Origin of the sequence: Dorea sp. OM07-5, assembly GCF_003481355.1 — a bacterium.
Classification (GTDB): Bacteria; Bacillota; Clostridia; order Lachnospirales; family Lachnospiraceae; genus Dorea_D; species Dorea_D hominis.
On record NZ_QUKZ01000013.1, the window covers coordinates 3,103 to 26,636 of the forward strand.

Here is a 23,534-nt window from a genome sequence, read left to right on the forward strand (position 1 = left end):
TACAGCAAAACCCCATTACACCATAACAAGCTACAGCAAGACCTCATCGCATCACAACAAGCCCCAACCAAGCCTTTTTCAATACGAATAGATATCAATAAATCTCAATTTTCTTATAAACAAATACAAAATTGGAAAAATGTGCCGGAACCGGCACTTACTGAATAATAAAATATAGAATATATGCCTGGCCAAAAAGGCCAGGCATATAAAGAATTATAAACATATCAATAGAACAAGTTCTATCTTTTCGTCATCTAATGCTTATCTAATGCTCAACTTTAATTACGCATTCTTCTGAGCAATAGCTGCCTGTGCTGCTGCAAGACGAGCGATCGGTACACGGAATGGTGAGCAAGATACATAGTCAAGACCAATCTTGTTGCAGAATTCAACTGAAGATGGATCTCCACCGTGCTCTCCACAGATACCAACGTGAAGGTTCGGATTAACCGGCTTACCTAATTCGATAGCCATGTTCATCAGTTTACCAACACCTGTCTGGTCAAGCTTAGCAAATGGATCATTCTCGAAGATCTTAGCATCATAGTAAGCATCTAAGAACTTACCAGCGTCATCACGAGAGAATCCGTATGTCATCTGTGTTAAGTCATTAGTACCGAAGCAGAAGAAGTCAGCTTCTTTAGCGATATCATCAGCTGTAAGAGCAGCTCTTGGGATCTCGATCATTGTACCAACTTCGTACTCAAGGTCGCTTCCTGCTGCTGCGATCTCAGCGTCTGCTGTCTCAACTACGAATTTCTTAACGTATTTCAGCTCTTTGATATCTCCAACAAGCGGGATCATGATCTCCGGTTTAACATTCCAATCCGGATGAGCTTTCTTAACATTGATTGCTGCACGGATAACAGCACTTGTCTGCATCTTAGCAATCTCTGGATATGTAACTGCAAGACGGCATCCACGATGTCCCATCATTGGGTTGAACTCGTGAAGTCCATCGATGATAGCTTTGATCTGCTCAACAGTCTTGCCCTGAGCATCAGCTAATTTCTTAATGTCCTCTTCCTCTGTAGGAACGAACTCATGAAGCGGTGGATCAAGGAAACGGATAGTAACCGGGTTACCTTCCAGTGCCTCATATAATTTTTCGAAGTCTCCCTGCTGTTCCGGAAGGATCTTAGCAAGTGCTGCTTCTCTTTCTTCTACTGTCTCAGAACAGATCATCTCACGGAATGCATCGATTCTGTTGCCTTCGAAGAACATATGCTCTGTACGGCAAAGTCCGATACCTTCTGCACCAAGCTCGCGAGCTTTTTTAGCATCAGCCGGTGTATCAGCATTAGTACGAACTTTCATAGTTCTGTACTTATCAGCCCATCCCATGATTCTTCCGAACTCACCTGCGATTGTAGCGTCTACAGTCGGGATGATTCCGTCATAAATGTTACCAGTAGAACCATCAAGAGAGATGCAATCTCCTTCATGATATTCTTTACCGGCAAGTGTAAATTTCTTGTTTGCTTCGTCCATTGTGATGTCTCCACAACCAGATACACAGCAAGTACCCATTCCACGAGCAACTACGGCTGCGTGAGATGTCATACCACCACGAACTGTCAGGATACCCTGAGCAGATTTCATACCTGTAATATCTTCCGGTGAAGTCTCAAGACGTACAAGAACAACCTTCTCTCCTCTTGCAGCCCATTCTACAGCATCATCAGCTGTGAATACGATCTTACCACAAGCAGCTCCCGGAGATGCTCCAAGTGCTTTAGCCATCGGTGTTGCAGCTTTCAGTGCAGCAGCATCGAACTGTGGGTGAAGCAGAGAGTCAAGGTTACGAGGATCGATCATTGCAACAGCCTCTTCCTCTGTTCTCATTCCTTCATCAACAAGATCACAAGCAATTTTCAGAGCAGCTTTCGCTGTTCTCTTACCATTACGTGTCTGCAGCATGTATAATTTACCGTGCTCTACAGTAAACTCCATGTCCTGCATATCTCTATAGTGTTTTTCCAGTGTCTCACATACCTGTTTGAACTGTACGAATGCTTCTGGGAATTTCTCTTCCATCTCAGAAATGTGCATTGGTGTACGAACTCCGGCAACAACGTCCTCGCCCTGAGCGTTTGTCAGGAACTCACCGAACAGACCGTTCTCGCCTGTAGCAGGGTCACGAGTAAATGCAACACCTGTTCCACAGTCATCTCCCATGTTACCAAATGCCATCATCTGTACGTTAACAGCTGTTCCCCATGAATACGGGATATCATTGTCACGACGGTATACGTTAGCTCTTGGGTTATCCCATGAACGGAATACAGCTTTCACTGCTTCCATTAACTGTTCCTTCGGATCAGACGGGAAGTCTGCACCGATCTTCTCTTTGTATTCTGCTTTGAACTGGTTAGCAAGTTCTTTTAAATCTTCTGCTGTCAGCTCAACGTCCTGTTTAACACCTCTGTCAGCTTTCATCTTGTCGATCAGCTCTTCGAAGTATTTCTTACCAACTTCCATAACTACGTCAGAGAACATCTGAATGAATCTTCTGTAGCAGTCCCAAGCCCAACGTGGATTTCCAGAAGCTTTTGAAAGTGTCTCTACAACTTCTTCGTTCAATCCAAGGTTCAGGATTGTGTCCATCATACCAGGCATAGAAGCTCTTGCTCCGGAACGAACAGATACAAGTAACGGATTCTCTTTGTCTCCGAATTTCTTACCTGTGATTCCTTCCATCTTGTCGATTGCTTCCATAATCTGGCCCATGATCTCATCGTTGATCTGTCTGCCATCTTCGTAGTACTGTGTACAAGCTTCTGTTGTTACTGTGAAGCCCTGTGGTACCGGAAGACCTAAGTTTGTCATTTCAGCAAGGTTCGCACCTTTTCCACCAAGAAGGTTTCTCATGGTTGCGTTACCTTCTGTAAACATATAAACCCATTTTGCCATTTTGTCATGACCTCCTAAAACTAATTTTTTCTAAGTCGCACATCTATTTTACTGGTTTTGCTATTATTCGTCAAGTGTCAGCATTAACTTTCACGACACAAAACTACATTTTTATAAGAAAGCTTTTATATCCTCTGTATGCTTCGTACACATCTGCCTTGCTTGTCACTTCCCATGGCGCATGCATACTGAGTACCGCAACACCACTGTCGATAACCTGCATTCCGTAGTTTGCCATAATGTATGCGATTGTTCCGCCGCCACCTTCATCTACTTTTCCAAGTTCAGCAAACTGGTATGCAACTTCTCCCGCATCCATTACCTGACGGATCTTTGCAAGATATTCTGCATTGGCATCATTGGATCCACTCTTTCCTCTTGCACCGGTAAATTTATTAAATACAAGCCCTTTTGCGAAAAATGCCGAACTTCTTTTTTCAAAGGCTTCTGCATACATCGGATCATATGCCGCACTTACATCAGAAGATAACATGCAGGAATTCTGCAGCGCTCTTCTCACTTTCAGGTCGGATTCGCTACTTTCCAGTGCAACCAGCTCAGCAATTACATTTTCAAAAAATCTGGAATGCATACCTGTTGCACCCACACTTCCGATTTCTTCTTTATCTACCAGGATACAGCATGCCGTACGCTCTGTCTCTTCTACATCCAGCATTGCAAATAATGAAGTAAATGCACACACACGGTCATCCTGCCCATAAGAAAGGATCATACTTCTGTCAATTCCACAGTCTCTTGCTTTCCCAGCCGGTACGATTTCCAGCTCTGCGGATACAAAATCCTCTTCTTCTACGTCATAATATTCTTTTAAAAGCTGAAGTACATTTTCTTTTACTGTTTCTTTTTCTTCTGTATCCAGATCCGGGGTTTCTTCTACCGGACAGCTTCCGAACAGCAAATCCAGTTTTTCACCTTCTACAACAGCGTTCGCTTTTTTCTCCATCTGTTTTCCCGCCAGATGGATCAGAAGATCTGTCACTACAAATACGGGATCGTCTTCCTTTTCACCAAGGCTGATTTCTACAACTGTTCCATCTTTTTTTGCTACAACACCGTGTAATGCCAGCGGAAGGGTTACCCACTGATATTTCTTAATTCCGCCATAATAATGGGTATCCAGATAAGCCAGCTCTTCATTTTCATACAGTGGATTCTGTTTTACGTCAATACGCGGTGAATCTATATGTGCACCGAGAATGTTCATTCCGTTTTCCAGCGGCTTTTTTCCAATCTGGAATGCTGCAATACTTTTTCCCATACATACTGCATAAATCTTATCACCGGTTTTCAGTTTATTATTTGCTGTCTTATATGTTTCCAGCGACTGATAGCCTTTTTCTTCAAGCATTTTTACTGCAAGTTTCACACATTCGCGCTCTGTTTTTCCGGCATTCAAACATGCTTTATATTTTTCATTGATCGTGTTTAATTCTTGTTTTTGGCTATCTGTATAAGATTTCCATGCATTTTTTCGTATCATAATTTTAAGCTCCTTCCACAAGTTGTTATTCTTCCTCTTCGAATTTCTGCACACCCTCACGGAGTGTATAATAGACAGGGAATCCTTCCCTGTTCTGTTCAGGGCTCGCTCTCGAGTCCTGGTGCGAAATTCGAGTCTGTCTTGCAGACATTTTCCTCTTCGAATTTCTGCACACCCTCACGGAGTGTATAATAGACAGGGAATCCTTCCCTGTCTATTATACACAAAAACCGGGCAGAGCAAACGTTAATTTTGCTCTGCCCGGTCTGATATATCGGATTATACCATATTATTTGTTCAATCCCATCTCTTCTCTTACTTCTTTGAAGCATTTTACGATGAAATCAATATCTTCTTTTGTATGGCTTGCGCATACCTGTGTACGGATTCTTGCTTTTCCCTTCGGAACAACCGGATAAGAGAATGCAACAACATAAACACCTTTTTCCATCATATGCTGTGCAAATTCTGCTGCAGTCTTCTCGTCGTATAACATAACCGGTACACATGGATGAGTTCCCGGAATAATATCAAAGCCATTATCTACAAGTTCTTTTCTGTAGTAAGCTGTAACTTCTTCCAGGTGATCTCTAAGCTCTGTACTCTCATCTAACATATCAAAAAGTTCAATACTTGCGCCTGCGATAGCCGGTGCAAGAGAGTTGGAGAACAGGTACGGACGGCTTCTCTGACGAAGCAGGTCAATAATCTCTTTACGTCCTGATGTATATCCGCCGGATGCTCCACCAAGTGCTTTTCCAAGAGTACCTGTGATAATATCTACACGTCCTTCCACTCCACAATGTTCAGCAGTTCCACGTCCTGTCTTTCCTACAAATCCTACAGCATGGCTGTCATCTACCATAACAAGTGCATTGTACTTGTCAGCCAGATCACATACGCCTTTCAGGTTACAGATAATTCCGTCCATTGAGAATACACCGTCTGTTGCGATCAGTTTGATTCTTGCTCCGGCTTCATCTGCCTCTTTTAACTTAGATTCCAGATCTTCCATGTTATTATTCTTATAGCGGAAACGTTTTGCTTTGCAAAGACGTACACCGTCAATGATAGATGCATGGTTCAGCTCATCACTGATAACTGCATCGTCTGCTGTCAGGATTGTCTCAAATAATCCACCATTTGCATCGAAACATGAAGAATATAAAATTGTATCATCTGTTCCTAAAAAATCAGAAATCTTCTTCTCCAGCTTTTTATGGATATCCTGTGTACCACAGATGAAACGAACAGATGCAACTCCGTATCCTTTCTCATCATAAGTACGCTTTGCAGCTTCGATCAGTCTTGGATTGTCTCCAAGTCCCAGATAGTTGTTCGCACACATACACAGAAGTTCTCTTCCATCTTCCATCGTCACACGTGCACCCTGCGGAGAAACAAACGGAGCTTCTCCTTTAAACAGTCCTGCCTCTTTGATGCCTTCTACTTCTTTTGTATAAATATTTAAAATATCATCTTTACGTGCCATCTTTCTTCTCTACCTCTCTTCTTAGTCATTCACATGTGCCCAGTCAAGAACTACTTTACCAGACTGTCCTGAAATCATTGCCTCAAAACCTTTTTCGTAGTCTTTGATATCGAAACGATGTGTGATAATTTCGGAAATGTCCAAACCTGCCTGTAACATCGTAGACATCTTATACCATGTATCCCATACTTTTCTTCCGTAGATTCCACGGATATTCAGTCCGTTGAAGATTACTGTCTCAAGGTCTACTGTTGCATCTGTTCTCTGTAATCCAAGCAGTGCTATGTTACCACCGTGCTTCATATTATGGATCATGTCATGAAGACCTGCCTGTGATCCGGACATCTCAAGTCCCACATCAAATCCTTCTGTCATGCCGATTTCTTTTAAAACATCGGATAATTTTTCTTCTTTTAAGTTTACTGTTCTGGTAGCACCCAGTTTCTTAGCCAGATCCAGACGATACTGGTTCATATCTGTTACAACAACATGTCTTGCACCTGCAAATTTGGCAATTGCTGCTGCCATGATACCAATTGGTCCTGCACCTGCAACCAGTACATCTTCACCAAGCATATCATAAGACAGCGCTGTATGTGTTGCATTACCAAACGGATCAAAAATTGCATACATCTCTTCCGGTATATTCGGATTGCACGGCCATACATTAGATGCAGGGATTACGAGATATTCTGCAAATGCTCCGTTTCTGTTCACGCCGACACCTTTGGCATCCTTGCAGTTCTCTTTGTGTCCTTCCAGACAGTTACGACATTTACCACATGTAATATGTCCTTCTCCGGATACCAGGTCACCGATCTTGAATCCTTTCACACCCGGTCCTACTTCTACAACTTCACCTACATATTCATGACCTGCAGTAAGTCCGACCGGAATTGTATGCTGTGCCCAGTCATTCCACTGATAAATATGTACGTCTGTTCCACAGATTGCTGTCTTGTGGATCTTAATCTTCACATCATTCGGTCCCACTTCCGGAATCGGAACTCTCTTCATCCATAATCCAACTTCTGGTTTTTCTTTTACAAGTGCCCACATCATTCCATCATTTTGTACGCTCACAGTATTAAACCTCCCGTTTTCTATTGTCCCCCCGACAATTTTTATTTTGCTGTCTCATTATAACACCTCTTCTCTCTATATACAACTTTTTTCTTGCTTTTTTTGTGCACATTGACATTTTTTTCACATTTTATGTGTATTTTTTTGTCTTTTTCAACAGTTTTTTCTGTGAAATCTATTTACAAACCATAGTCTATTCTTTATAATAAAACCCGTTACAGCAGGTTGAGCATGGAAAAGCACTACGGAAGAACCGCCTACTTCTCCATGCTCGATGTATCTATCGGGGAACATATTACAAAAGAAAGAGAGGATGCAGGTTTTTACCTGCAAAAGGAAGGGATCTATGAAAAACTTAATTCAGAAATGGAACAGCATAAGCCTTGTATTAAGAATCCTGTGCGGTCTGATCGTTGGTATCATTCTTGGGCTTTGCATTCCAAAAGTAACTGTTATTGCAATTCTTGGAGATTTATTTGTCGGAGCTTTAAAAGCGATTGCTCCGCTTCTTGTCTTCTTTCTTGTTATGAGCGCACTTGCTCACATGGGCGAGGGGCAGAAGACAAACATGGGCTTTATCGTAGCTCTTTATATGCTTGGTAACCTTTTCTCAGCACTTGTTGCAGTTATAGCCTGCCGTCTTTTCCCAGTTACTTTAACTCTTGGAAAAGCAGCCACAGAAGATGTTACTCCTCCGAGCGGAGTAGGCGAAGTATTAAAAAATCTTTTGCTCAATGTTGTGTCCAATCCGATTGCTTCTATCGTAAATGCGAATTATATCGGTATTCTTGCATGGGCATGTATCTTTGGTATCGCACTCAAAGCTGCATCTCCTGCAACAAAGAATCTGTTAGATGATTTTTCCAATGCTCTGTCAACCGCAGTAAAATGGGTAATCAGCTGTGCTCCGTTCGGAATCATGGGACTGATTTTCAATGTTATTTCCGAATCCGGACTCAAGGCATTATTATCTTACGGAAGGCTGATTCTTGTACTTGTTGGAAGTATGGCATTTGTAGCACTGATTATGAATCCACTGATCGTATTCTTCTGCTCACGCAAGAATCCATATCCGCTTGTATTCAAATGTCTGGTAAGAAGCTTTATCACTGCATTCTTCACCAGAAGTTCTGCAGCCAATATTCCAGTTAACATGGAGCTTTGTGAAGAGATGGAACTGGATGAGAATACATACTCCGTATCCATTCCTCTTGGTGCAACAATCAACATGGCTGGAGCTGCTATTACAATCTCTGTTATGGCATTATCCGCAGCCAATACAGTTGGTGTATCTGTAGACTTTGGAACTGCACTGATCATGTGTGTTCTTGCCGCACTCAGCGCTGCCGGAGCTTCCGGAGTTGCCGGTGGTTCTCTGCTTCTGATTCCTATGGCATGCAGCCTGTTTGGTATCTCTTCTGATATTGCAATGCAGGTTGTTGGTGTCGGCTTCATTGTTGGTGTAATCCAGGATTCCTGTGAGACAGGTCTGAACTCCTCTACAGACGTTCTGTTTACAGCCGCTGCTGAGCTCCGTGACAGAAGACTTCATCCAGAACGTTATAGTAAAGAAGCAAACATCTAAAACAATTACTTAGGTTTGATTATCAGTCGGGAAGGACTTGCACAGGCAAGTGCCTTCCCTTTATCATTAACAGTGCCAGAAAGGCTGTGGCATCTTATCAGATGCCGCAGCCTTTCTATTAACGATTTTCTATGAAACCACGCATTCTCTTATTAAATCTTACCACTCAAACTTCTCTGCGAAATAAGCTTCCAGATCTTCGATCTTAATTCTCTCCTGTTCCATCGTATCACGATCACGAACAGTAACTGCTCCGTCTTCCTCAGAATCAAAATCATAAGTTACACAGAATGGTGTTCCAATCTCATCCTGACGACGGTAGCGTTTACCGATATTTCCACGGTCATCATATTCGCAGTTATATTTCTTTCTTAAAATCTCATATACTTTCTCTGCGCCTTCATTCAGTTTCTTGGACAACGGAAGGATACCAATCTTAACCGGTGCAAGTGCCGGATGGAAATGAAGTACTGTACGGACATCCGGCTTCTCTTCTGTTCCGATATTCTCCTCATCATAAGCACTGCAAAGGAATGCAAGTACCATACGGTCTGCTCCAAGTGACGGTTCGATAACATATGGAATATATTTGATTTTTTTCTCATCATCAAAATAAGTCATATCCTGTTTAGATACATTCTGATGCTGTGTCAGGTCGAAATCTGTACGGTCTGCGATACCCCATAACTCTCCCCATCCGAACGGGAACAGGAATTCAATATCTGTTGTCGCTTTACTGTAATGGCTCAGCTCTTCCGGATCGTGATCACGATAGCGGACTTCTTCTTCTTTTAAGCCAAGCTGCTCTAACCAGTCAAGACAGAACTTCTTCCAATATGCATGCCATTCAAGGTCTGTATCCGGCTCACAGAAGAATTCCATCTCCATCTGCTCAAACTCCCTTGTACGGAAAGTAAAGTTACCAGGTGTAATTTCATTACGGAATGACTTACCAATCTGGCAGATACCAAATGGAAGTTTCTTTCTGGATGTACGCTGTACATTCTTAAAGTTTACAAAAATTCCCTGTGCTGTCTCAGGTCTTAAATAAACAACATTTTTTGCATCTTCTGTTACGCCCTGGAATGTCTTAAACATCAGGTTGAACTCACGGATCTCTGTAAAATTATGCTTTCCACAGGTCGGACATGGAATGTTATGGTCTGCAATGTAGCCTTCCATCTGCTCATGACTCCATCCGTCAATGCTGTCCGGAATATCCAGCCCGTTCTTATGTGCATAGTCCTCAATAATCTTATCTGCACGGAAACGCTCATGACACTCTTTACAATCCATAAGAGGATCACTGAATCCTCCAAGATGTCCACTTGCTACCCATGTCTGTGGGTTCATCAGAATTGCACAGTCCACACCAACATTGTATGGAGACTCCTGTACAAACTTCTGCCACCATGCTTTCTTTACATTGTTCTTAAGTTCTACTCCAAGATTACCATAGTCCCATGTATTCGCAAGCCCGCCGTAAATCTCTGATCCCGGATATACAAATCCTCTTGATTTTGCCAGTGCTACGATTTTGTCCATAGTTTTCTCTACCATATCCCTTATCCTCGCCTTCTATAATATAGTAATTGTACCTTATTATACATTTTTACTATTTGCTTTTCAAGTATTTTCCCGGAAACGGTCGTTCTGCATTTCTTCTCGGACACCGTTCTGCACATTTTCCACATGCAAAACATTCGCCGGGCAGCAGAACATGCTGAAAACAGTTGCCGGTTTCTGTAACCTTTGCGACCTTTTTCGCCTTGCCTTTTCCCCCGAAAGATGCAGGCGCCTGTTTCGTTGTCGATTTTGTTCCATACAACGCATTTTTCACTGCACCGATAATTCCTTTGGAACTGTAGGTTGCTCCTGATACTGCATCTACATCAGTACTCTGCTGCCGGAGCATCAGATCTGTCAGCGTTTTTGCACGATTGAAGAAAGAAGTCGTTTCTCCCGGCGAGCTATCAATGTGTATCTTCACAATCTTTTTATTCTTGATCGTTACGGTCACCGTGATCTTTCCACCATATCCATTTGCAGAGCCTGTGTATTTTCCATCTTTTAGATCAAAACCTTTACCTTTTTCCCGGCTTTCACTGTCTGGGACTCTGTCGTTTGCTTTCCTGCTGCCAGAATCTTATGCACCCAACTTCCTCCATCGGAATCTGTTCCTGCATCCGGTCTGTATCCGGTGACAGCCACTATAACGAAAATTCCAAGTAACATTGCCGGAAGTACCGGTTTTATCATCTGTAATTTTTTCAGAATTTTCATACTCTACCCTATCCTTTTCTTTATTTGTGAATAACTTTGAATCCACTGTCACCGGAAAACACATCTGCAATTCCTTCCGTCACCCAGATTGTTCCGTCATCTTCCACCATAACAGTATCAAATGCCTGTGTATGTTTCTTCCAGTAAGTTGTTGCTTTCTTTCTGCCCATAATAAAGAGCGAGGTTGACAGTCCATCTGCAAGCGTTCCATCTTTTGAAACGATCGTAACCGAAGACAATCCATTTTCTGACGGATATCCGGTCTTCGGATCAATGATATGATGATATTTCTTTCCATTCTTTTCAAAATAACGTTCATAGCCACCCGATGTAATCGCCGCCTGATTTCGAAGAGACAATACTCCAATATAACTGGATTTGTCTTGTGGATCTTCCACGGCAATCTGCCATGCAGAACCATCCGGCTTGCTGTTCAGCGTCTGTACATTGCCGCCAAGGCTGATTACGGCATTTTTCACGCCATATTTTTTCATGATCTCCATAACGCGGCCGGAAGTATATCCTTTGGCAATTCCTCCAAGATCAATCTTCATTCCTTTTTGATCCAGTTTTACAGTACCTTTCTTCTCATCACAGATAATTTTATCTGCATCCATATTGGCAAGAAGTTTCTGAAGTTCTGTTTTGCCCGGTATCCGGTATTTTTCTGTCGTAAATCCCCATGCTTCCATCACCGGATACACAGTGATATCAAATGCGCCGTCTGTATCTTCATATAACTCTCTTGATCTTAAGATCAATTTCATCGTATCTTCAGAAACTTTTCCTGAACCATTCTGATTGATCCTGGCAATCTCACTCGTCTTCTTCCCGGTAGATACCAGATTTTCAATCCGTTCAATCTCTTTCACAGAAGCATCCAGCGCTTTTCCGGCATTTTTGCCATATGCTTTGAGTGTCATATAAGTGTCCATCGCAAATACTTCTCTTGTCTGTTCTTTTAAAAGAGATGCCTGACTGCCTTTTGATTTGCCATTTGTACTACAGCCGGTCGCAAGTCCCGTCACCATACATCCGATTACGAATACCGCCGCTGCCCGTTTCACATATTTTTGCATACATCTGTATATATATTCCTGTTTTTTCATATTTATATAATCCTCTTTATTTTTATCATTCAACGAATTCCTTCTGTTATCCGCGGTCTTATCTGTTCAACTCTCTTATTGTATATTTTTTTTTCCTATCTGCCAAGGCTAAGTTGTATTTTGATAACATCTCTCATTTTCTCTGTATTTTATTGCGACTTTTCTCAATAGCTGTTATTCTTTTTGTTAGCGTAAGCTAACTACTATTTTTTCAAGAAGGATTTAAGTGCTTATGATAATCTGAAAGCCAATGTAACAGAGAACACAAACGGTCTGAAAACAGCTGCTTACAATGCTTCTACCGATTCTTTTACCTTTAGTGCACGCCAGACTGGAACAGATTCCGGAATCGCAGATACTGCACAGTTGACAGCATCTGATATTGAAATGACTGTAAAACCGGCAGATGGTGCTTACGGTGAATTCTTAAGAGTTGACTTTAACGGAAATGGTTATGGAGCTCTTGGTTCCAGAATGCAGGCTGTAAAATGGACTTACTATGGAAATGATTCTACATACAGCAAACCGGTACAGACATATGGTACTAAATTTGCTGCCAGTTCCCACAGGGATATGACGGAACAGGATACTGGACAGTTACTATCTATGCACTTGGTTATGCAGACTACTCTGTAAATATCCAGGCTACTGCTGATAACATCGTTGTAGACGATAACACAAAAGGTGATGACACGCAGTTAAAAGCACTCGTTGAAAAAGCTGAGAAACTTTCTGAAAATGATTATACAGCAGAGAGCTGGGCAAGCTTTAAGACAGAATTAGACGAGGCAAAAGAGCTTCCGTAAACATTCCTTCTACTGTAAAGATTAATAAAGTTTCTTACAGAGTAACTGCTGTAAATGCAAAAGTATTTGCAAACAACACAAAAGTCAAAAAAATTAAAATTACAAAATAAGCGATCAACCTCCATTCAAAATAAAAAAGGCAGGGAATGAATATTTCCCCTGTCGCCAAAATCGCCCGGATCCTTTTCAGATCCAGGCGATTTTCAATTTACATAATCAACGTCTCCAGAATCTCCAGTGACTTAAATGATTTTCCAAGATACTCTGCCATATACGCTGTCACAACGTCTCCCAGCTCTTTCAGCACATCTTCCTTCACAAGAAACGTATAAAGTTTCTCCACAGGTGAGGCTATGATATACTGCATTGCATACAGCGTAGAAGCACTCAGTTTTCTTCCGTCCGTCACATGAGCGGCACACTGTCGGCATAAAAGCCCACCACGGCGGATACTGAATACTTTCTCCTGTTCTCTGTCCCCGCAACCGATACATTCAAACACCTGCGGCCCTTCTCCATTGATACTGATGACCTTTAATTCATAAATATAACGAATCAGCTGATTCGGGATTCTGGTATTCACAAGTGCACGAAATGTCTGATATAAAAGCTTCAGTAACAAAGTCTCATCATTGGCTTCTCTTGCATAATAATTTGCTAAATCCATAAAATAAAAGCCATAATAAGCACCCTCTACATCCGTGCGCAGTTCTTCAAAATAATTGGAAATGGACGCCGACACCAGCGTATACGATGTACGCCCTTCATATACAGTAAACTGTCCAAAAGAGAAAGGGCTTGTCACACCGACCAGTGCGCTGTTTGGTCTTCTCGCGCCTCTGGCAAATGCTGCGATCTTGCCCCTTTCTTTACTCAGAATTACTACACGTCTGTCATATTCTCCTATCGACGTCTGAGCAAGCACCATGCCTGTCACCGTAATCTGATTCATATTCTTTCTCACCTTTCCGGTTCTGTTCTTTCTCTGCACATGCACAGATTTGCATGCCCCGGTAATATAAATAATCGGTTATCTTCCCCGTCTTCCGGAAACGGTCCCAGTACATTTCTTCCATCTTCTCACCTCATCTGGTATTTACAGATTAGGTTCTCCAGAAGATACCCTTTCCTATTCTTCTTCCCGGTATCCAAAATTTTTCATCAGAAACTCACTGTCTCTCCAGTCCTTCTTTACTTTTACCCAAAGCTTGAGATTTACCTGGCAATCCAGCATTTTTTCAATCTCATAACGGGCAGTACTACCGATTTTTTTCAACATATTTCCTTGTTTTCCAATAATTATCCCCTTGTGCGAATCTCTCTCACAGATAATCGTTGCGTCAATGTGCATAACTTTTCCGCGTTTTTTCATCTGATCGATCGCAACTGCGATTCCATGTGGAATCTCTTCATTCAGACTGTGCAATGCTTTCTCACGGATCAGTTCAGCTACGATCTGACGCTCCGGCTGGTCTGTAATCGTATCTTCATCATAGAACTGTGGTCCGTAAGGAAGATATTTCATCACTACTTTCAACAACTCTTCCGTGTTATCTCCGCTCCTTGCTGACACCGGCACGATGTCAGCGAAATCATACACATCTTTATATGCTGCAATTGCAGGAAAGATATCTTCTTTCTTTACACTGTCTATTTTATTGATAACAAGTACAACCGGCGTCTTTACCTTCTTAAGCTGGCTGGCAATATGCTGCTCTCCTGCTCCGATAAATGTTGTCGGTTCTACAAGCCAGAGAACAACGTCTACTTCATTTAACGTCCGTTCTGCAACATTTACCATATATTCTCCAAGTTTATTTTTTGCTTTGTGGATTCCTGGTGTATCGACGAAAATAATCTGTCCATCTTCTCTTGTAAGTACAGTCTGAATCCGGTTTCTTGTCGTCTGCGGTTTCTTGGATGTGATCGCGATCTTCTGACCGATCAAATAATTCATTAGTGTGGACTTTCCAACATTCGGACGTCCGATCAGAGTTACAAATCCTGATTTATATTTATTATTCATCTTCCTTTTCCCCTTCATTCTGGAAACTTGTCACTGTCTGGAACAGGTCTTTTGCTTCTTCAATCTTTTCTTCACTTCCGATAACACAGATCTGGTCTGCCGAAAGGATTGCTTCCAGTACTGGTGCCAGCCTGCGGATATCCTCCTGCGTTGCATCCAGTACTTCTTCTCTTGTTTTCCGAACCATGTCTTCGTTTACTTTATTCATATAAAGATTCATGGAACGTTCACCTTTTGCAGAAGGCGTCATCGGCTGATCCAGATTGCTCATCGTTCCGATAATGTATTTCGTCATATCACGGTCAGAAACTGTAAAATTCTTCACATAATCTACAACACCTTCATACACATCCAGTGTCCGCTTCAGATTCGGATCACGGTAAGAGACAAAATAACCTTCACCGATACGGTTAAAGTTGCTCATACAGCCATATGCACCACCTTTTACACGGATATTCTGCCACAGATATTCATAACTTAAGATTACTTTTAATATCTGTAATGCTCCTGTATATTCTTCTCCCCGTTCAATAAAATTACCGGTTTTTGCCACATACTGTACTTTGGAAGCAGTACGGAATCCTTCGTTCTTCTTCTCACAGTGAATAATGCACGGTGTCTCTTCCACCGGCTCTGTATACAATCTGTCTTTCAGAGACTGCACCATTTTTTCAAAGCCCTTCAAACCTTCGCCTGCGGCTGTGTAACTAAGCATCATACGATCTGCCCGGAACAGCTTCACTGACAGTTCTTTTAATTTTTCCGATAAATGTTCTTTCTCTTCTTCAAAATGTGTATCCAGCCAGTCTACCTTGCGGAAGAAATCTACGCCATTTGTCATATCTTTAAGTTTCGCTGACGGAGATGCATAAGACAATGCACGAAGTGCTGCCGTTGTATGCCCGGAAGACTGGAACTTCATCAGAAGTCTGGATTTTAACATGGCAAGGATTTCTTTCATACGCTTTGTATCATCCAGGCAGGACTCTGTCAGGATCTCACCCATCATATCAAATGCAAACGGGAGCTTGTCATATAGGGCTTTCGTTTTGATCTCAAATGTAGCTTTAAATTCCTTTTCCTTTACTTTTGTAACATCATTGTATAATTCCAATGATGTTGCAATACCACCAGTATGCATGTTAATCTCATTAAAAAGTTCTCCATATCCATGTTTCTTCGTATCGATCACGCCAAGCGCTGACTGTAAAATACCAACATACGGAAGGTCTTCCTCCTGCACATCCGACATATCAAAGAGAATATCTGCATATCCAATTCCGTTCGTTTCAATTTCATGGAAAATAACCGGCACATCCGCAAGCCTCATCTCTTCATTAATAATCGGCTGGATTTTTCTGGAAATATCTTCTCTTTTTAAAACCGGTATCTTCTCCAGATCTTCCGGCGAATCTTCTTCTGACTGGTAAGTTTCCAGTGCCTTCGTATTTACAACCAGCTGTTCCTGCTCCTCTTCACTTAAACTCTGCTTATATGATTCCAGTTTATCTTCTAATTCTTTCTCCAGTTTCGCTGTGCGTCCCTTCTCCGGTTTTACAACTACGACCGCACCATGCGTATTATCAAGGATGTATTTTTGGATCAGTTCTTCATAATACCTGGTCCCGATCTGTTCTTTCAGAAATTCAAATGTATCCAGTGCTTCAATATGCATGAACGGTTCATTGTCATCATACAGCCAGCTGTCCATCATCTGTAAGCCATACATAAGTCCTTTCGGATAATTTCCAAAATCCGCTTCACGATAACGAAATTCCTGATAATTAATCCCCGCCTCCAGCGCTTTCTTATCAATTCCGTTCTTAACAAGATCTGTAAACACCTCTTCAATCTTCGCAACAAATGCTTCCTTCTGGTCTGCATTTGCATTTTTAGAAATTACAGAAAAGATCGGCTGATAAATACCATTGTCATAAGATCCCATAATATCTTTTCCGATTCCTGCGTCCGTCAATGCCTGTTTCAGCGGTGCACCCGGCGCTGATAACAATGCATAATCCAGAATCTCAAAAGCAAGATATAGCTTCGGATCAAGACTTGTTCCAATAACTTTATTATAAGACAGGAAGGTATTCTCTTCTTCCGACTCCTCACTGCCGACAGAGTACGTTAGCTCCTTTTCAGCCATCTCTGCAAACGGCTTCTGCAGGCGGATTGCTGAATCGATCTCTTTCGCTTCAAATTTGCTCAGATACATCTCATTCAGCCAGTTCAGCTTCTCTGCCATATCCATATTTCCATACAGATAAATATAGCTGTTGGATGGATGATAATAAGTTCTGTGGAAATCAAGGAACTGTTCATAAGTCAGTTCCGGAATCACGTCCGGATCTCCACCGGATTCATTTGCATAGGATGTATCCGGAAACAATGTATTCAGTACTACCCGATCCAGCACACCTTCCGGAGAGGAAAATGCACCTTTCATCTCATTGTATACGACACCATTATACGTCAGCGGCTCATCTTTTGAAGGCATCCGGTAGCTCCAGCCTTCCTGGCAGAATATCTCCTCATGCTTATAAATATTCGGATAAAGCACAGCATCCATATAAATATGCATCAGGTTCTGAAAGTCTTTGTCGTTGCAACTTGCGACTGGATATACGGTCTTGTCCGGATATGTCATCGCATTCAGAAATGTATTCAATGATCCTTTTACCAGTTCTACAAATGGATCTTTTGCCGGGAAATTCTTTGATCCGCACAATACAGAATGTTCCATAATATGTGGTACACCGGTGCTGTCCGACGGTGGTGTACGAAATCCGATCTGAAACACTTTGTTGTCATCATCATTCTCTATTAAAAGGACTCTCGCCCCACTTTTTTTATGTCTGAGTAAATATCCCACAGAATGGATTCCTTTTAATTCCTTTGTCTGCAGTAATTCATAAGCCTTCACATCATTTTTATTCATATAAGCTCTCTTCGACTCCTTTCATTGCACACTCTATCTGATTATTATACCATCTTTTTTCTTTCTATACAAAGAAATAACAAAAGTGAGGCGATATCACCTCACTTTTCTATATCCCTTATCTGGTTTTCGTTTAATATTTGCTCAGATCACCATAATCCGGCTCTCGTGTAACCTGGCGAATCACCAGCAGTGTACCGATCATCAGCACGATAGAAACCGGCATACAGATAAATGGATTTCTCACAAATCCGGCGATTACATAAGATACGCATGAAACAATCGCTGCTGTAATCGCATACGGAAGCTGTGTCGTTACATGATTGACATGATTACACTGGCCACCCGCCGACGCCATGATCGTCGTATCGGAAATCGGTGAGCAGTGGTCTCCGCATACAGCTCCAGCCATACATGCTGAAATAGAGATGATCATCATCTGCTCATTCGTTCCCGAAAATACAGCTACAACAATCGGAATCAGGATTCCGAAAGTTCCCCATGAAGTTCCGGTTGCAAATGCAAGGAAACATCCTACCAGGAAGATAATTGCAGGCAGTAGACTTACCAGTCCTCCGGCTGCTTTTTGCATTCCATTTGCAACAAATTCAGCTGCCCCAAGGCTGTCTGTCATTGCCTTTAAAGTCCATGCAAATGTCAGGATCAGGATAGCCGGAACCATCGCCTTAAATCCTTCCGGTACACAGGACATGGAATCGCTGAAAGATAATACTCTTCGCACTGCATAGAAGATAACTGTAATAATAAATGCGAAGAAACTTCCGAGCATCAGTCCAACCGATGCATCACTTCCTGAAAATGCTTTCACAAACCCGGTTCCACTGAAAAAACCACCGGTATAGATCATTCCGATAATACAACATACGATCAATACAAGAATCGGAAGAACAAGGTCGATTACGTTTCCCTTTCCTTCTTCCATCTCATTTTCTGCTGTTGCATATGGTCTGTCTTCTGTCGTATACAGATCGCCTTTTACTGCATTTTTCTCATGCAGTTTCATCGGGCCGTAATCAAACTTCAGGACTACGATTGCTACCATCATTACAACTGTCAGGATCGCATAGAAATTATAAGGAATTGCACGGATAAAGATTGAAAATCCGTCTTCTCCTTTTACAAATCCGGTTACTGCCGCTGCCCATGAAGAAATCGGTGCAATGATACAAACCGGCGCTGCAGTTGCATCGATCAGATAAGACAGCTTTGCTCTGGATACATTATGCTGATCCGTTACCGGTCTCATAACACTTCCGACTGTCAGACAGTTAAAATAATCATCAATGAAGATCAGTACTCCAAGTAAAATTGTTGTAAGCTGTGCACCTACTCTTGTTTTAATGTGTTTACTTGCCCAACGTCCAAACGCTGCTGATCCTCCGGCTTTGTTCATCATACATACCATAATTCCAAGTACAACTAAAAATACTAAAATACCAACGTTATAGCTGTCAGACAGCACTCCTACGATACCATCCTGGAATACATGGGTGATTGTCTTCTCAAACCGGAACCCTGACCAAAAAACACCTCCGATTAAAATACCAACAAACAGGGAACTGTACACTTCCTTTGTAATTAATGCAAGCACGATTGCCACCACCGGTGGAATTAACGAATATATCGACGCATACATATCCGGTACATATTTTGCTTTTCCATCTGAAGCAAATACTGTCAGTGAACTTCCTAAAACAGATAAAGTCAACAGCATGGTTGTCATCCAGACTTTTTTTCTTCCTCTCATCTTTTTTCCTCTCTTTTCTTCCTTTTATTTGCTAAAAAAATGCCATGAACAACACATCTTTTCTGCGCGTTCATGGCATAATCGTCAATTCTCAAATATGAATTCTCTTCTTCGACTCTCATACTGTGATAGCGCTCCACATTCCTGTGACAGTACGCAACATCTTCTGTCTGCGTCCCAGAAATCAGATCCGGAATATCTGACTCCTTCGGCAAATCCCCCTTTCTGAAAGAACAGTCTTCCAAACTATCGTTCTTCCTTACTGATGAAATCCGCACCTCTATCAAGTTCTGTTATTCACATTCTCTATTTTTACATTTTTCTTCGCTGATGTCAACAACTGTTATTTTTTTATCAGCGATCGTCAAAATGTGGCAGCCATAAATGCCTGCCACATTCTTATATGCTTTATGATTTTCTTGTCAAACCTTATTCTTCTCCGTACAGAGTGATCAGTTTCTTCAGATAATCATATCTTTCCATAGCCTCAGCCTCGTTCTTAGCGAACAGTCTTGCAGCCTTCTCCGGATTAGCTCTCTTCAGGGCATTGTAACGAACTTCTCCGTCAAGGAATGCCTGATAATCTTCTTCCTTAGGCTCTTTGCTGTCCAGAGTGAACTTGTTGCCTTCTGCTGCAGGATTGAATCTGAAGTTGTTCCAGTATCCACATTCTACTGCCAACTGTTCCTCTGTCTGAGCTTTGCTCATACCTTTCTTGATACCATGGTTGATACATGGAGCGTATGCAATGATCAGTGATGGTCCCGGATAAGCCTCAGCCTCTGAAATTGCTTTAACAGTCTGGTTGAAGTCTCCACCCATAGCAATCTGTGCAACGTATACATATCCGTAGCTCATTGCCATGCTTGCAAGGTCTTTCTTCTTAGTTTCTTTTCCGCCTGCTGCGAACTGAGCTGTAGCACCAGTCTTAGTAGCTTTAGAAGACTGTCCACCTGTATTAGAGTAAACTTCTGTATCGAATACCATGACGTTGATGTCTTCACCACTTGCTAACACGTGGTCAACTCCACCGAATCCGATATCGTAAGCCCATCCGTCACCACCGAAGATCCACTGGGATTTCTTAGCAAGGAAGTCTTTGTTTTTAACAATATCTTTGCATGTGTCACAGTCACATCCGTCTAATGCTGCAACTAATTTGTCTGTAGCATCTCCGTTTGTAACTCCGCAGTTAAATGTATCCAGGTATTCCTGGCAAGCAGCTTTTGCTGCCTCTGAAGCCTTGTCGCTTGCAGCTACAGCTTCTACTTCTTCTTTCAGTCTCTTTCTAATTGCTTTCTGAGCAAGCAACATACCATATCCAAACTCTGCGTTGTCTTCGAACAGTGAGTTAGACCAAGCCGGTCCCTGTCCTTTCTCGTTGATTGTATATGGTGTAGACGGTGAAGAGTTACCCCAGATAGAAGAACATCCTGTTGCGTTAGCGATGTACATTCTGTCACCGAATAACTGAGTGATCAATTTTGCATAAGGAGTTTCTCCACATCCTGCACAAGCTCCTGAGAACTCAAGCAGTGGCTGTTTGAACTGGCTTCCCTTAACAGTGTTAGCTTTGAATTTAGCTACAACTTCTGGTTTTACTTCGATCTCACGTCCGAAGTCAAATACATCCTGTTCTTTAGCATTCTCTTCCATGTTTGCCATAACAAGAGCTTTCTCACCCTTCTTACCTGGGCAAACGTTTACACAAGATCCACATCCTGTACAGTCATAAGCTGATACAGTCATTGTGAATTTCATTCCAGGCATACCAATCATATCAATTGCTTTTGTTCCTTCCGGAGCCTTTGCAAGTTCATCCTCTGTAAGAGCTACCGGACGGATAACTGCATGCGGACAAACGTATGCACAACGGTTACACTGGATACAGTTCTCTGACTGCCATACCGGGATATCTACTGCGATACCACGTTTCTCATATGCTGCACTACCTGACGGTGTAGAACCATCTGCATAATCTGTAAATGTAGATACCGGCAGGTTATTACCCTCCTGTGCATTTACTTTAGACTGAACATTCTTAACAAATGCTACAACATCGTCTTTTCCACCTTTAACTTCCGGTGTGAATAATCCTTCGTCTTCACAAGATTTCCAAGATTCCGGAACTTCAATCTCAACAACCTGTTTTGCACCGGCATCGATTGCATCGTAATTCATCTGTACAATCTTGTCACCTTTTCTTCCGTACGTAGCTTTTGCTGCTTTCTTCATCAGATCGATTGCTTCTTCTTCCGGAATGATAGATGCCAGTTTGAAGAATGCTGACTGAAGGACTGTATTGATACGTCCGCCAAGTCCGATCTCTTTACCAATCTTGATACCATCAATTGTGTAGAATTTGATATTATGGTCAGCAATGAATGCTTTTACCTGTCCCGGTAAATGTTTCTCAAGACCTTCCATATCCCATGAACAGTTCAGAAGGAATGTTCCTCCGTCAACTAATTCCTGAACCATGTTGTATTTATTAACATAAGATGGGTTGTGACATGCTACAAAGTTTGCCTTGTGGATCAGGTAAGTAGATTTGATTGGCTTCTTACCGAAACGCAAGTGAGACATTGTAACACCGCCAGACTTTTTAGAGTCATAATCGAAGTAAGCCTGTGCATACATATCTGTATTGTCACCGATAATCTTAATAGAGTTCTTGTTAGCTCCTACGGTACCGTCAGCTCCAAGTCCCCAGAACTTACAGTTGATTGTTCCTTCTGGTGTTGTAACCAGTGGTGCACCAACTTCAAGAGAAAGATTTGTAACATCATCGTTGATACCGATTGTAAATCTGTCTTTGTCTGCGTTCTCAAATACTGCAACGATCTGTGCAGGTGTTGTATCTTTAGATCCTAATCCGTAACGTCCTCCGTTAACCGGAATTGCATCGAATTTAGATCCTTTTAATGCAGAAACAACATCGAGGTATAATGGCTCTCCCTGTGCTCCTGGCTCTTTTGTTCTGTCAAGTACATTGATGTATTTAACAGTATCCGGAATTGCATCGATGAGTGCCTGTGCGCAGAATGGTCTGTACAGACGTACTTTAACAACTCCGACTTTCTCGCCTGCTGCTGTTAAGTAATCGATTGTCTCTTCAATTGTATCACATACAGAACCCATAGCGATGATAACTTTCTCAGCATCAGCAGCTCCGTAGTAGTTAAACAGTTTGTAATCTGTTCCGATCTTAGCATTAACTTTATCCATGTACTCCTGAACGATTGCCGGCATAGCATCATAATATGGGTTACATGCTTCTCTTGCCTGGAAGAAAATATCCGGGTTCTGAGCAGAACCTCTCTGGCATGGATGATTTGGATTCAGTGCATGATTTCTGAACTCATCGATTGCATCCATATCTACCAGATCTTTCAGATCTTCGTAATCCCATGTCTCAATTTTCTGGATCTCGTGAGAAGTACGGAATCCATCAAAGAAGTTGATGAATGGAAGTTTTCCTTTTAATGCTGCACAGTGTGCAACTGGTGTTAAGTCCATTACTTCCTGTACACTGGATTCGCAAAGCATTGCAGCACCAGTCTGACGACAGGCGTAAACATCTGAGTGATCTCCGAAAATGTTCAGTGCATGACTAGCAAGTGCACGAGCAGATACGTTAAATACACCCGGAAGCTGTTCTCCAGCTACTTTATATAAGTTAGGAATCATCAACAATAATCCCTGAGATGCTGTAAATGTTGTTGTTAAAGCTCCAGCGGAAAGAGATCCGTGTACAGCTCCTGCAGCACCTGCCTCTGACTGCATCTCTGTTACCTGAACAGTCTGTCCAAATATGTTCTTTCTTCCTTCTGTTGCCCATTCATCTACATGTTCTGGCATAACAGATGATGGTGTGATAGGGTAAATTGCAGCAACTTCTGTATATGCATATGATGCATGAGCTGCAGCCTGATTACCATCCATGGTCTTCATTTTTCTTGCCATTTTTGTTGTTCCTCCTTAAATTTTGTACATATCACTGTATTTTGACGTGTATATTTAT

At 42.0% G+C, this 23,534-nt stretch carries 13 protein-coding genes, 2 pseudogenes and 1 riboswitch; of the genes and pseudogenes, 2 read left to right on the forward strand and 13 right to left on the reverse strand.

The genetic code is table 11. The features are described from left to right. Window positions 1-285: 285 nt before the first annotated feature. From ppdK to tdh, 4 genes are all read right to left on the reverse strand, one after another. Window positions 286-2,916 carry a pyruvate, phosphate dikinase gene (gene ppdK / locus DXC04_RS11740; protein WP_117538247.1) on the reverse strand — a complete coding sequence of 877 codons (2,631 nt, stop codon included), beginning with the start codon at window positions 2,914-2,916 and terminating at the stop codon, window positions 286-288. Window positions 2,917-3,019: 103 nt separating this feature from the next. Then, window positions 3,020-4,417, reverse strand: a complete 1,398-nt coding sequence (locus tag DXC04_RS11745; protein ID WP_118661090.1) for an aminopeptidase — start codon at window positions 4,415-4,417, stop codon at window positions 3,020-3,022. 289 nt (window positions 4,418-4,706) lie between these two features. Next, on the reverse strand, window positions 4,707-5,909 hold the full coding sequence (locus DXC04_RS11750; protein ID WP_021859923.1) for a glycine C-acetyltransferase: 1,203 nt from the start codon (window positions 5,907-5,909) through the stop codon (window positions 4,707-4,709). Between the two features lie 21 nt (window positions 5,910-5,930). Next, window positions 5,931-6,971, reverse strand: coding sequence for an L-threonine 3-dehydrogenase (gene tdh / locus DXC04_RS11755; protein WP_117538279.1), 1,041 nt, complete (start codon window positions 6,969-6,971; stop codon window positions 5,931-5,933). Between the two features lie 367 nt (window positions 6,972-7,338). On the opposite strand from tdh, the gene sstT reads away from it, so the two are divergent. Continuing rightward, a complete protein-coding gene (sstT, locus tag DXC04_RS11760) occupies window positions 7,339-8,577 on the forward strand; it encodes a serine/threonine transporter SstT (RefSeq protein ID WP_117538244.1) in 1,239 nt (412 codons plus the stop codon). A gap of 159 nt (window positions 8,578-8,736) precedes the next feature. Here the strand turns inward: sstT and DXC04_RS11765 are convergent, their stop codons facing one another. From DXC04_RS11765 to DXC04_RS11780, 4 genes and pseudogenes are all read right to left on the reverse strand, one after another. Continuing rightward, window positions 8,737-10,137: a glycine--tRNA ligase gene (locus tag DXC04_RS11765; protein ID WP_118661091.1), complete on the reverse strand. Its 1,401-nt coding sequence runs from the start codon at window positions 10,135-10,137 to the stop codon at window positions 8,737-8,739. A 55-nt stretch (window positions 10,138-10,192) separates the two neighbouring features. Next, window positions 10,193-10,606: pseudogene (locus tag DXC04_RS11770) on the reverse strand (FMN-binding protein); the annotation flags it as partial. A gap of 41 nt (window positions 10,607-10,647) precedes the next feature. Beyond that, complete coding sequence (locus tag DXC04_RS11775) at window positions 10,648-10,860, reverse strand: hypothetical protein (RefSeq protein WP_021859919.1); 213 nt, start codon at window positions 10,858-10,860, stop codon at window positions 10,648-10,650. A 20-nt stretch (window positions 10,861-10,880) separates the two neighbouring features. Next, window positions 10,881-11,969, reverse strand: coding sequence for an FAD:protein FMN transferase (locus DXC04_RS11780; protein WP_243059941.1), 1,089 nt, complete (start codon window positions 11,967-11,969; stop codon window positions 10,881-10,883). Between the two features lie 273 nt (window positions 11,970-12,242). Between DXC04_RS11780 and DXC04_RS16295 the strand changes: the two are divergent. After that, window positions 12,243-12,775: pseudogene (locus DXC04_RS16295) on the forward strand (penicillin-binding Tp47 domain C-containing protein). A gap of 208 nt (window positions 12,776-12,983) precedes the next feature. On the opposite strand, the gene recO reads toward DXC04_RS16295, so the two are convergent. From recO to nifJ, 5 genes are all read right to left on the reverse strand, one after another. Next, complete coding sequence (gene recO, locus DXC04_RS11795) at window positions 12,984-13,727, reverse strand: DNA repair protein RecO (RefSeq protein ID WP_118520202.1); 744 nt, start codon at window positions 13,725-13,727, stop codon at window positions 12,984-12,986. 177 nt (window positions 13,728-13,904) lie between these two features. Continuing rightward, window positions 13,905-14,801: a GTPase Era gene (era, locus tag DXC04_RS11805; protein ID WP_021859915.1), complete on the reverse strand. Its 897-nt coding sequence runs from the start codon at window positions 14,799-14,801 to the stop codon at window positions 13,905-13,907. Beyond that, a complete protein-coding gene (locus tag DXC04_RS11810; protein WP_118661094.1) occupies window positions 14,794-17,742 on the reverse strand; it encodes an insulinase family protein in 2,949 nt (982 codons plus the stop codon). The genes era and DXC04_RS11810 overlap by 8 nt, the downstream gene beginning before the upstream one ends. A gap of 133 nt (window positions 17,743-17,875) precedes the next feature. Continuing rightward, complete coding sequence (locus tag DXC04_RS11815) at window positions 17,876-19,510, reverse strand: Na+/H+ antiporter NhaC family protein (protein ID WP_021859913.1); 1,635 nt, start codon at window positions 19,508-19,510, stop codon at window positions 17,876-17,878. Window positions 19,511-19,631: 121 nt separating this feature from the next. Continuing rightward, window positions 19,632-19,801, reverse strand: a riboswitch (Lysine riboswitch). A 138-nt stretch (window positions 19,802-19,939) separates the two neighbouring features. Next, window positions 19,940-23,476: a pyruvate:ferredoxin (flavodoxin) oxidoreductase gene (nifJ, locus tag DXC04_RS11825; RefSeq protein ID WP_021859912.1), complete on the reverse strand. Its 3,537-nt coding sequence runs from the start codon at window positions 23,474-23,476 to the stop codon at window positions 19,940-19,942. Window positions 23,477-23,534: the final 58 nt, after the last annotated feature.

Bases quoted from the DNA above. Each gene is read 5' to 3' on its own strand.
- ppdK (WP_117538247.1), bottom strand. From the start codon at position 2,916: ATGGCAAAATGGGTTTATATGTTTACAGAAGGTAACGCAACCATGAGA.
- DXC04_RS11745 (WP_118661090.1), bottom strand. From the start codon at position 4,417: ATGATACGAAAAAATGCATGGAAATCTTATACAGATAGCCAAAAACAA.
- DXC04_RS11750 (WP_021859923.1), bottom strand. From the start codon at position 5,909: ATGGCACGTAAAGATGATATTTTAAATATTTATACAAAAGAAGTAGAA.
- tdh (WP_117538279.1), bottom strand. From the start codon at position 6,971: ATGATGTGGGCACTTGTAAAAGAAAAACCAGAAGTTGGATTATGGATG.
- sstT (WP_117538244.1), top strand. From the start codon at position 7,339: ATGAAAAACTTAATTCAGAAATGGAACAGCATAAGCCTTGTATTAAGA.
- DXC04_RS11765 (WP_118661091.1), bottom strand. From the start codon at position 10,137: ATGGTAGAGAAAACTATGGACAAAATCGTAGCACTGGCAAAATCAAGA.
- DXC04_RS11775 (WP_021859919.1), bottom strand. From the start codon at position 10,860: ATGAAAATTCTGAAAAAATTACAGATGATAAAACCGGTACTTCCGGCA.
- DXC04_RS11780 (WP_243059941.1), bottom strand. From the start codon at position 11,969: ATGAAAAAACAGGAATATATATACAGATGTATGCAAAAATATGTGAAA.
- recO (WP_118520202.1), bottom strand. From the start codon at position 13,727: ATGAATCAGATTACGGTGACAGGCATGGTGCTTGCTCAGACGTCGATA.
- era (WP_021859915.1), bottom strand. From the start codon at position 14,801: ATGAATAATAAATATAAATCAGGATTTGTAACTCTGATCGGACGTCCG.
- DXC04_RS11810 (WP_118661094.1), bottom strand. From the start codon at position 17,742: ATGAATAAAAATGATGTGAAGGCTTATGAATTACTGCAGACAAAGGAA.
- DXC04_RS11815 (WP_021859913.1), bottom strand. From the start codon at position 19,510: ATGAGAGGAAGAAAAAAAGTCTGGATGACAACCATGCTGTTGACTTTA.
- nifJ (WP_021859912.1), bottom strand. From the start codon at position 23,476: ATGGCAAGAAAAATGAAGACCATGGATGGTAATCAGGCTGCAGCTCAT.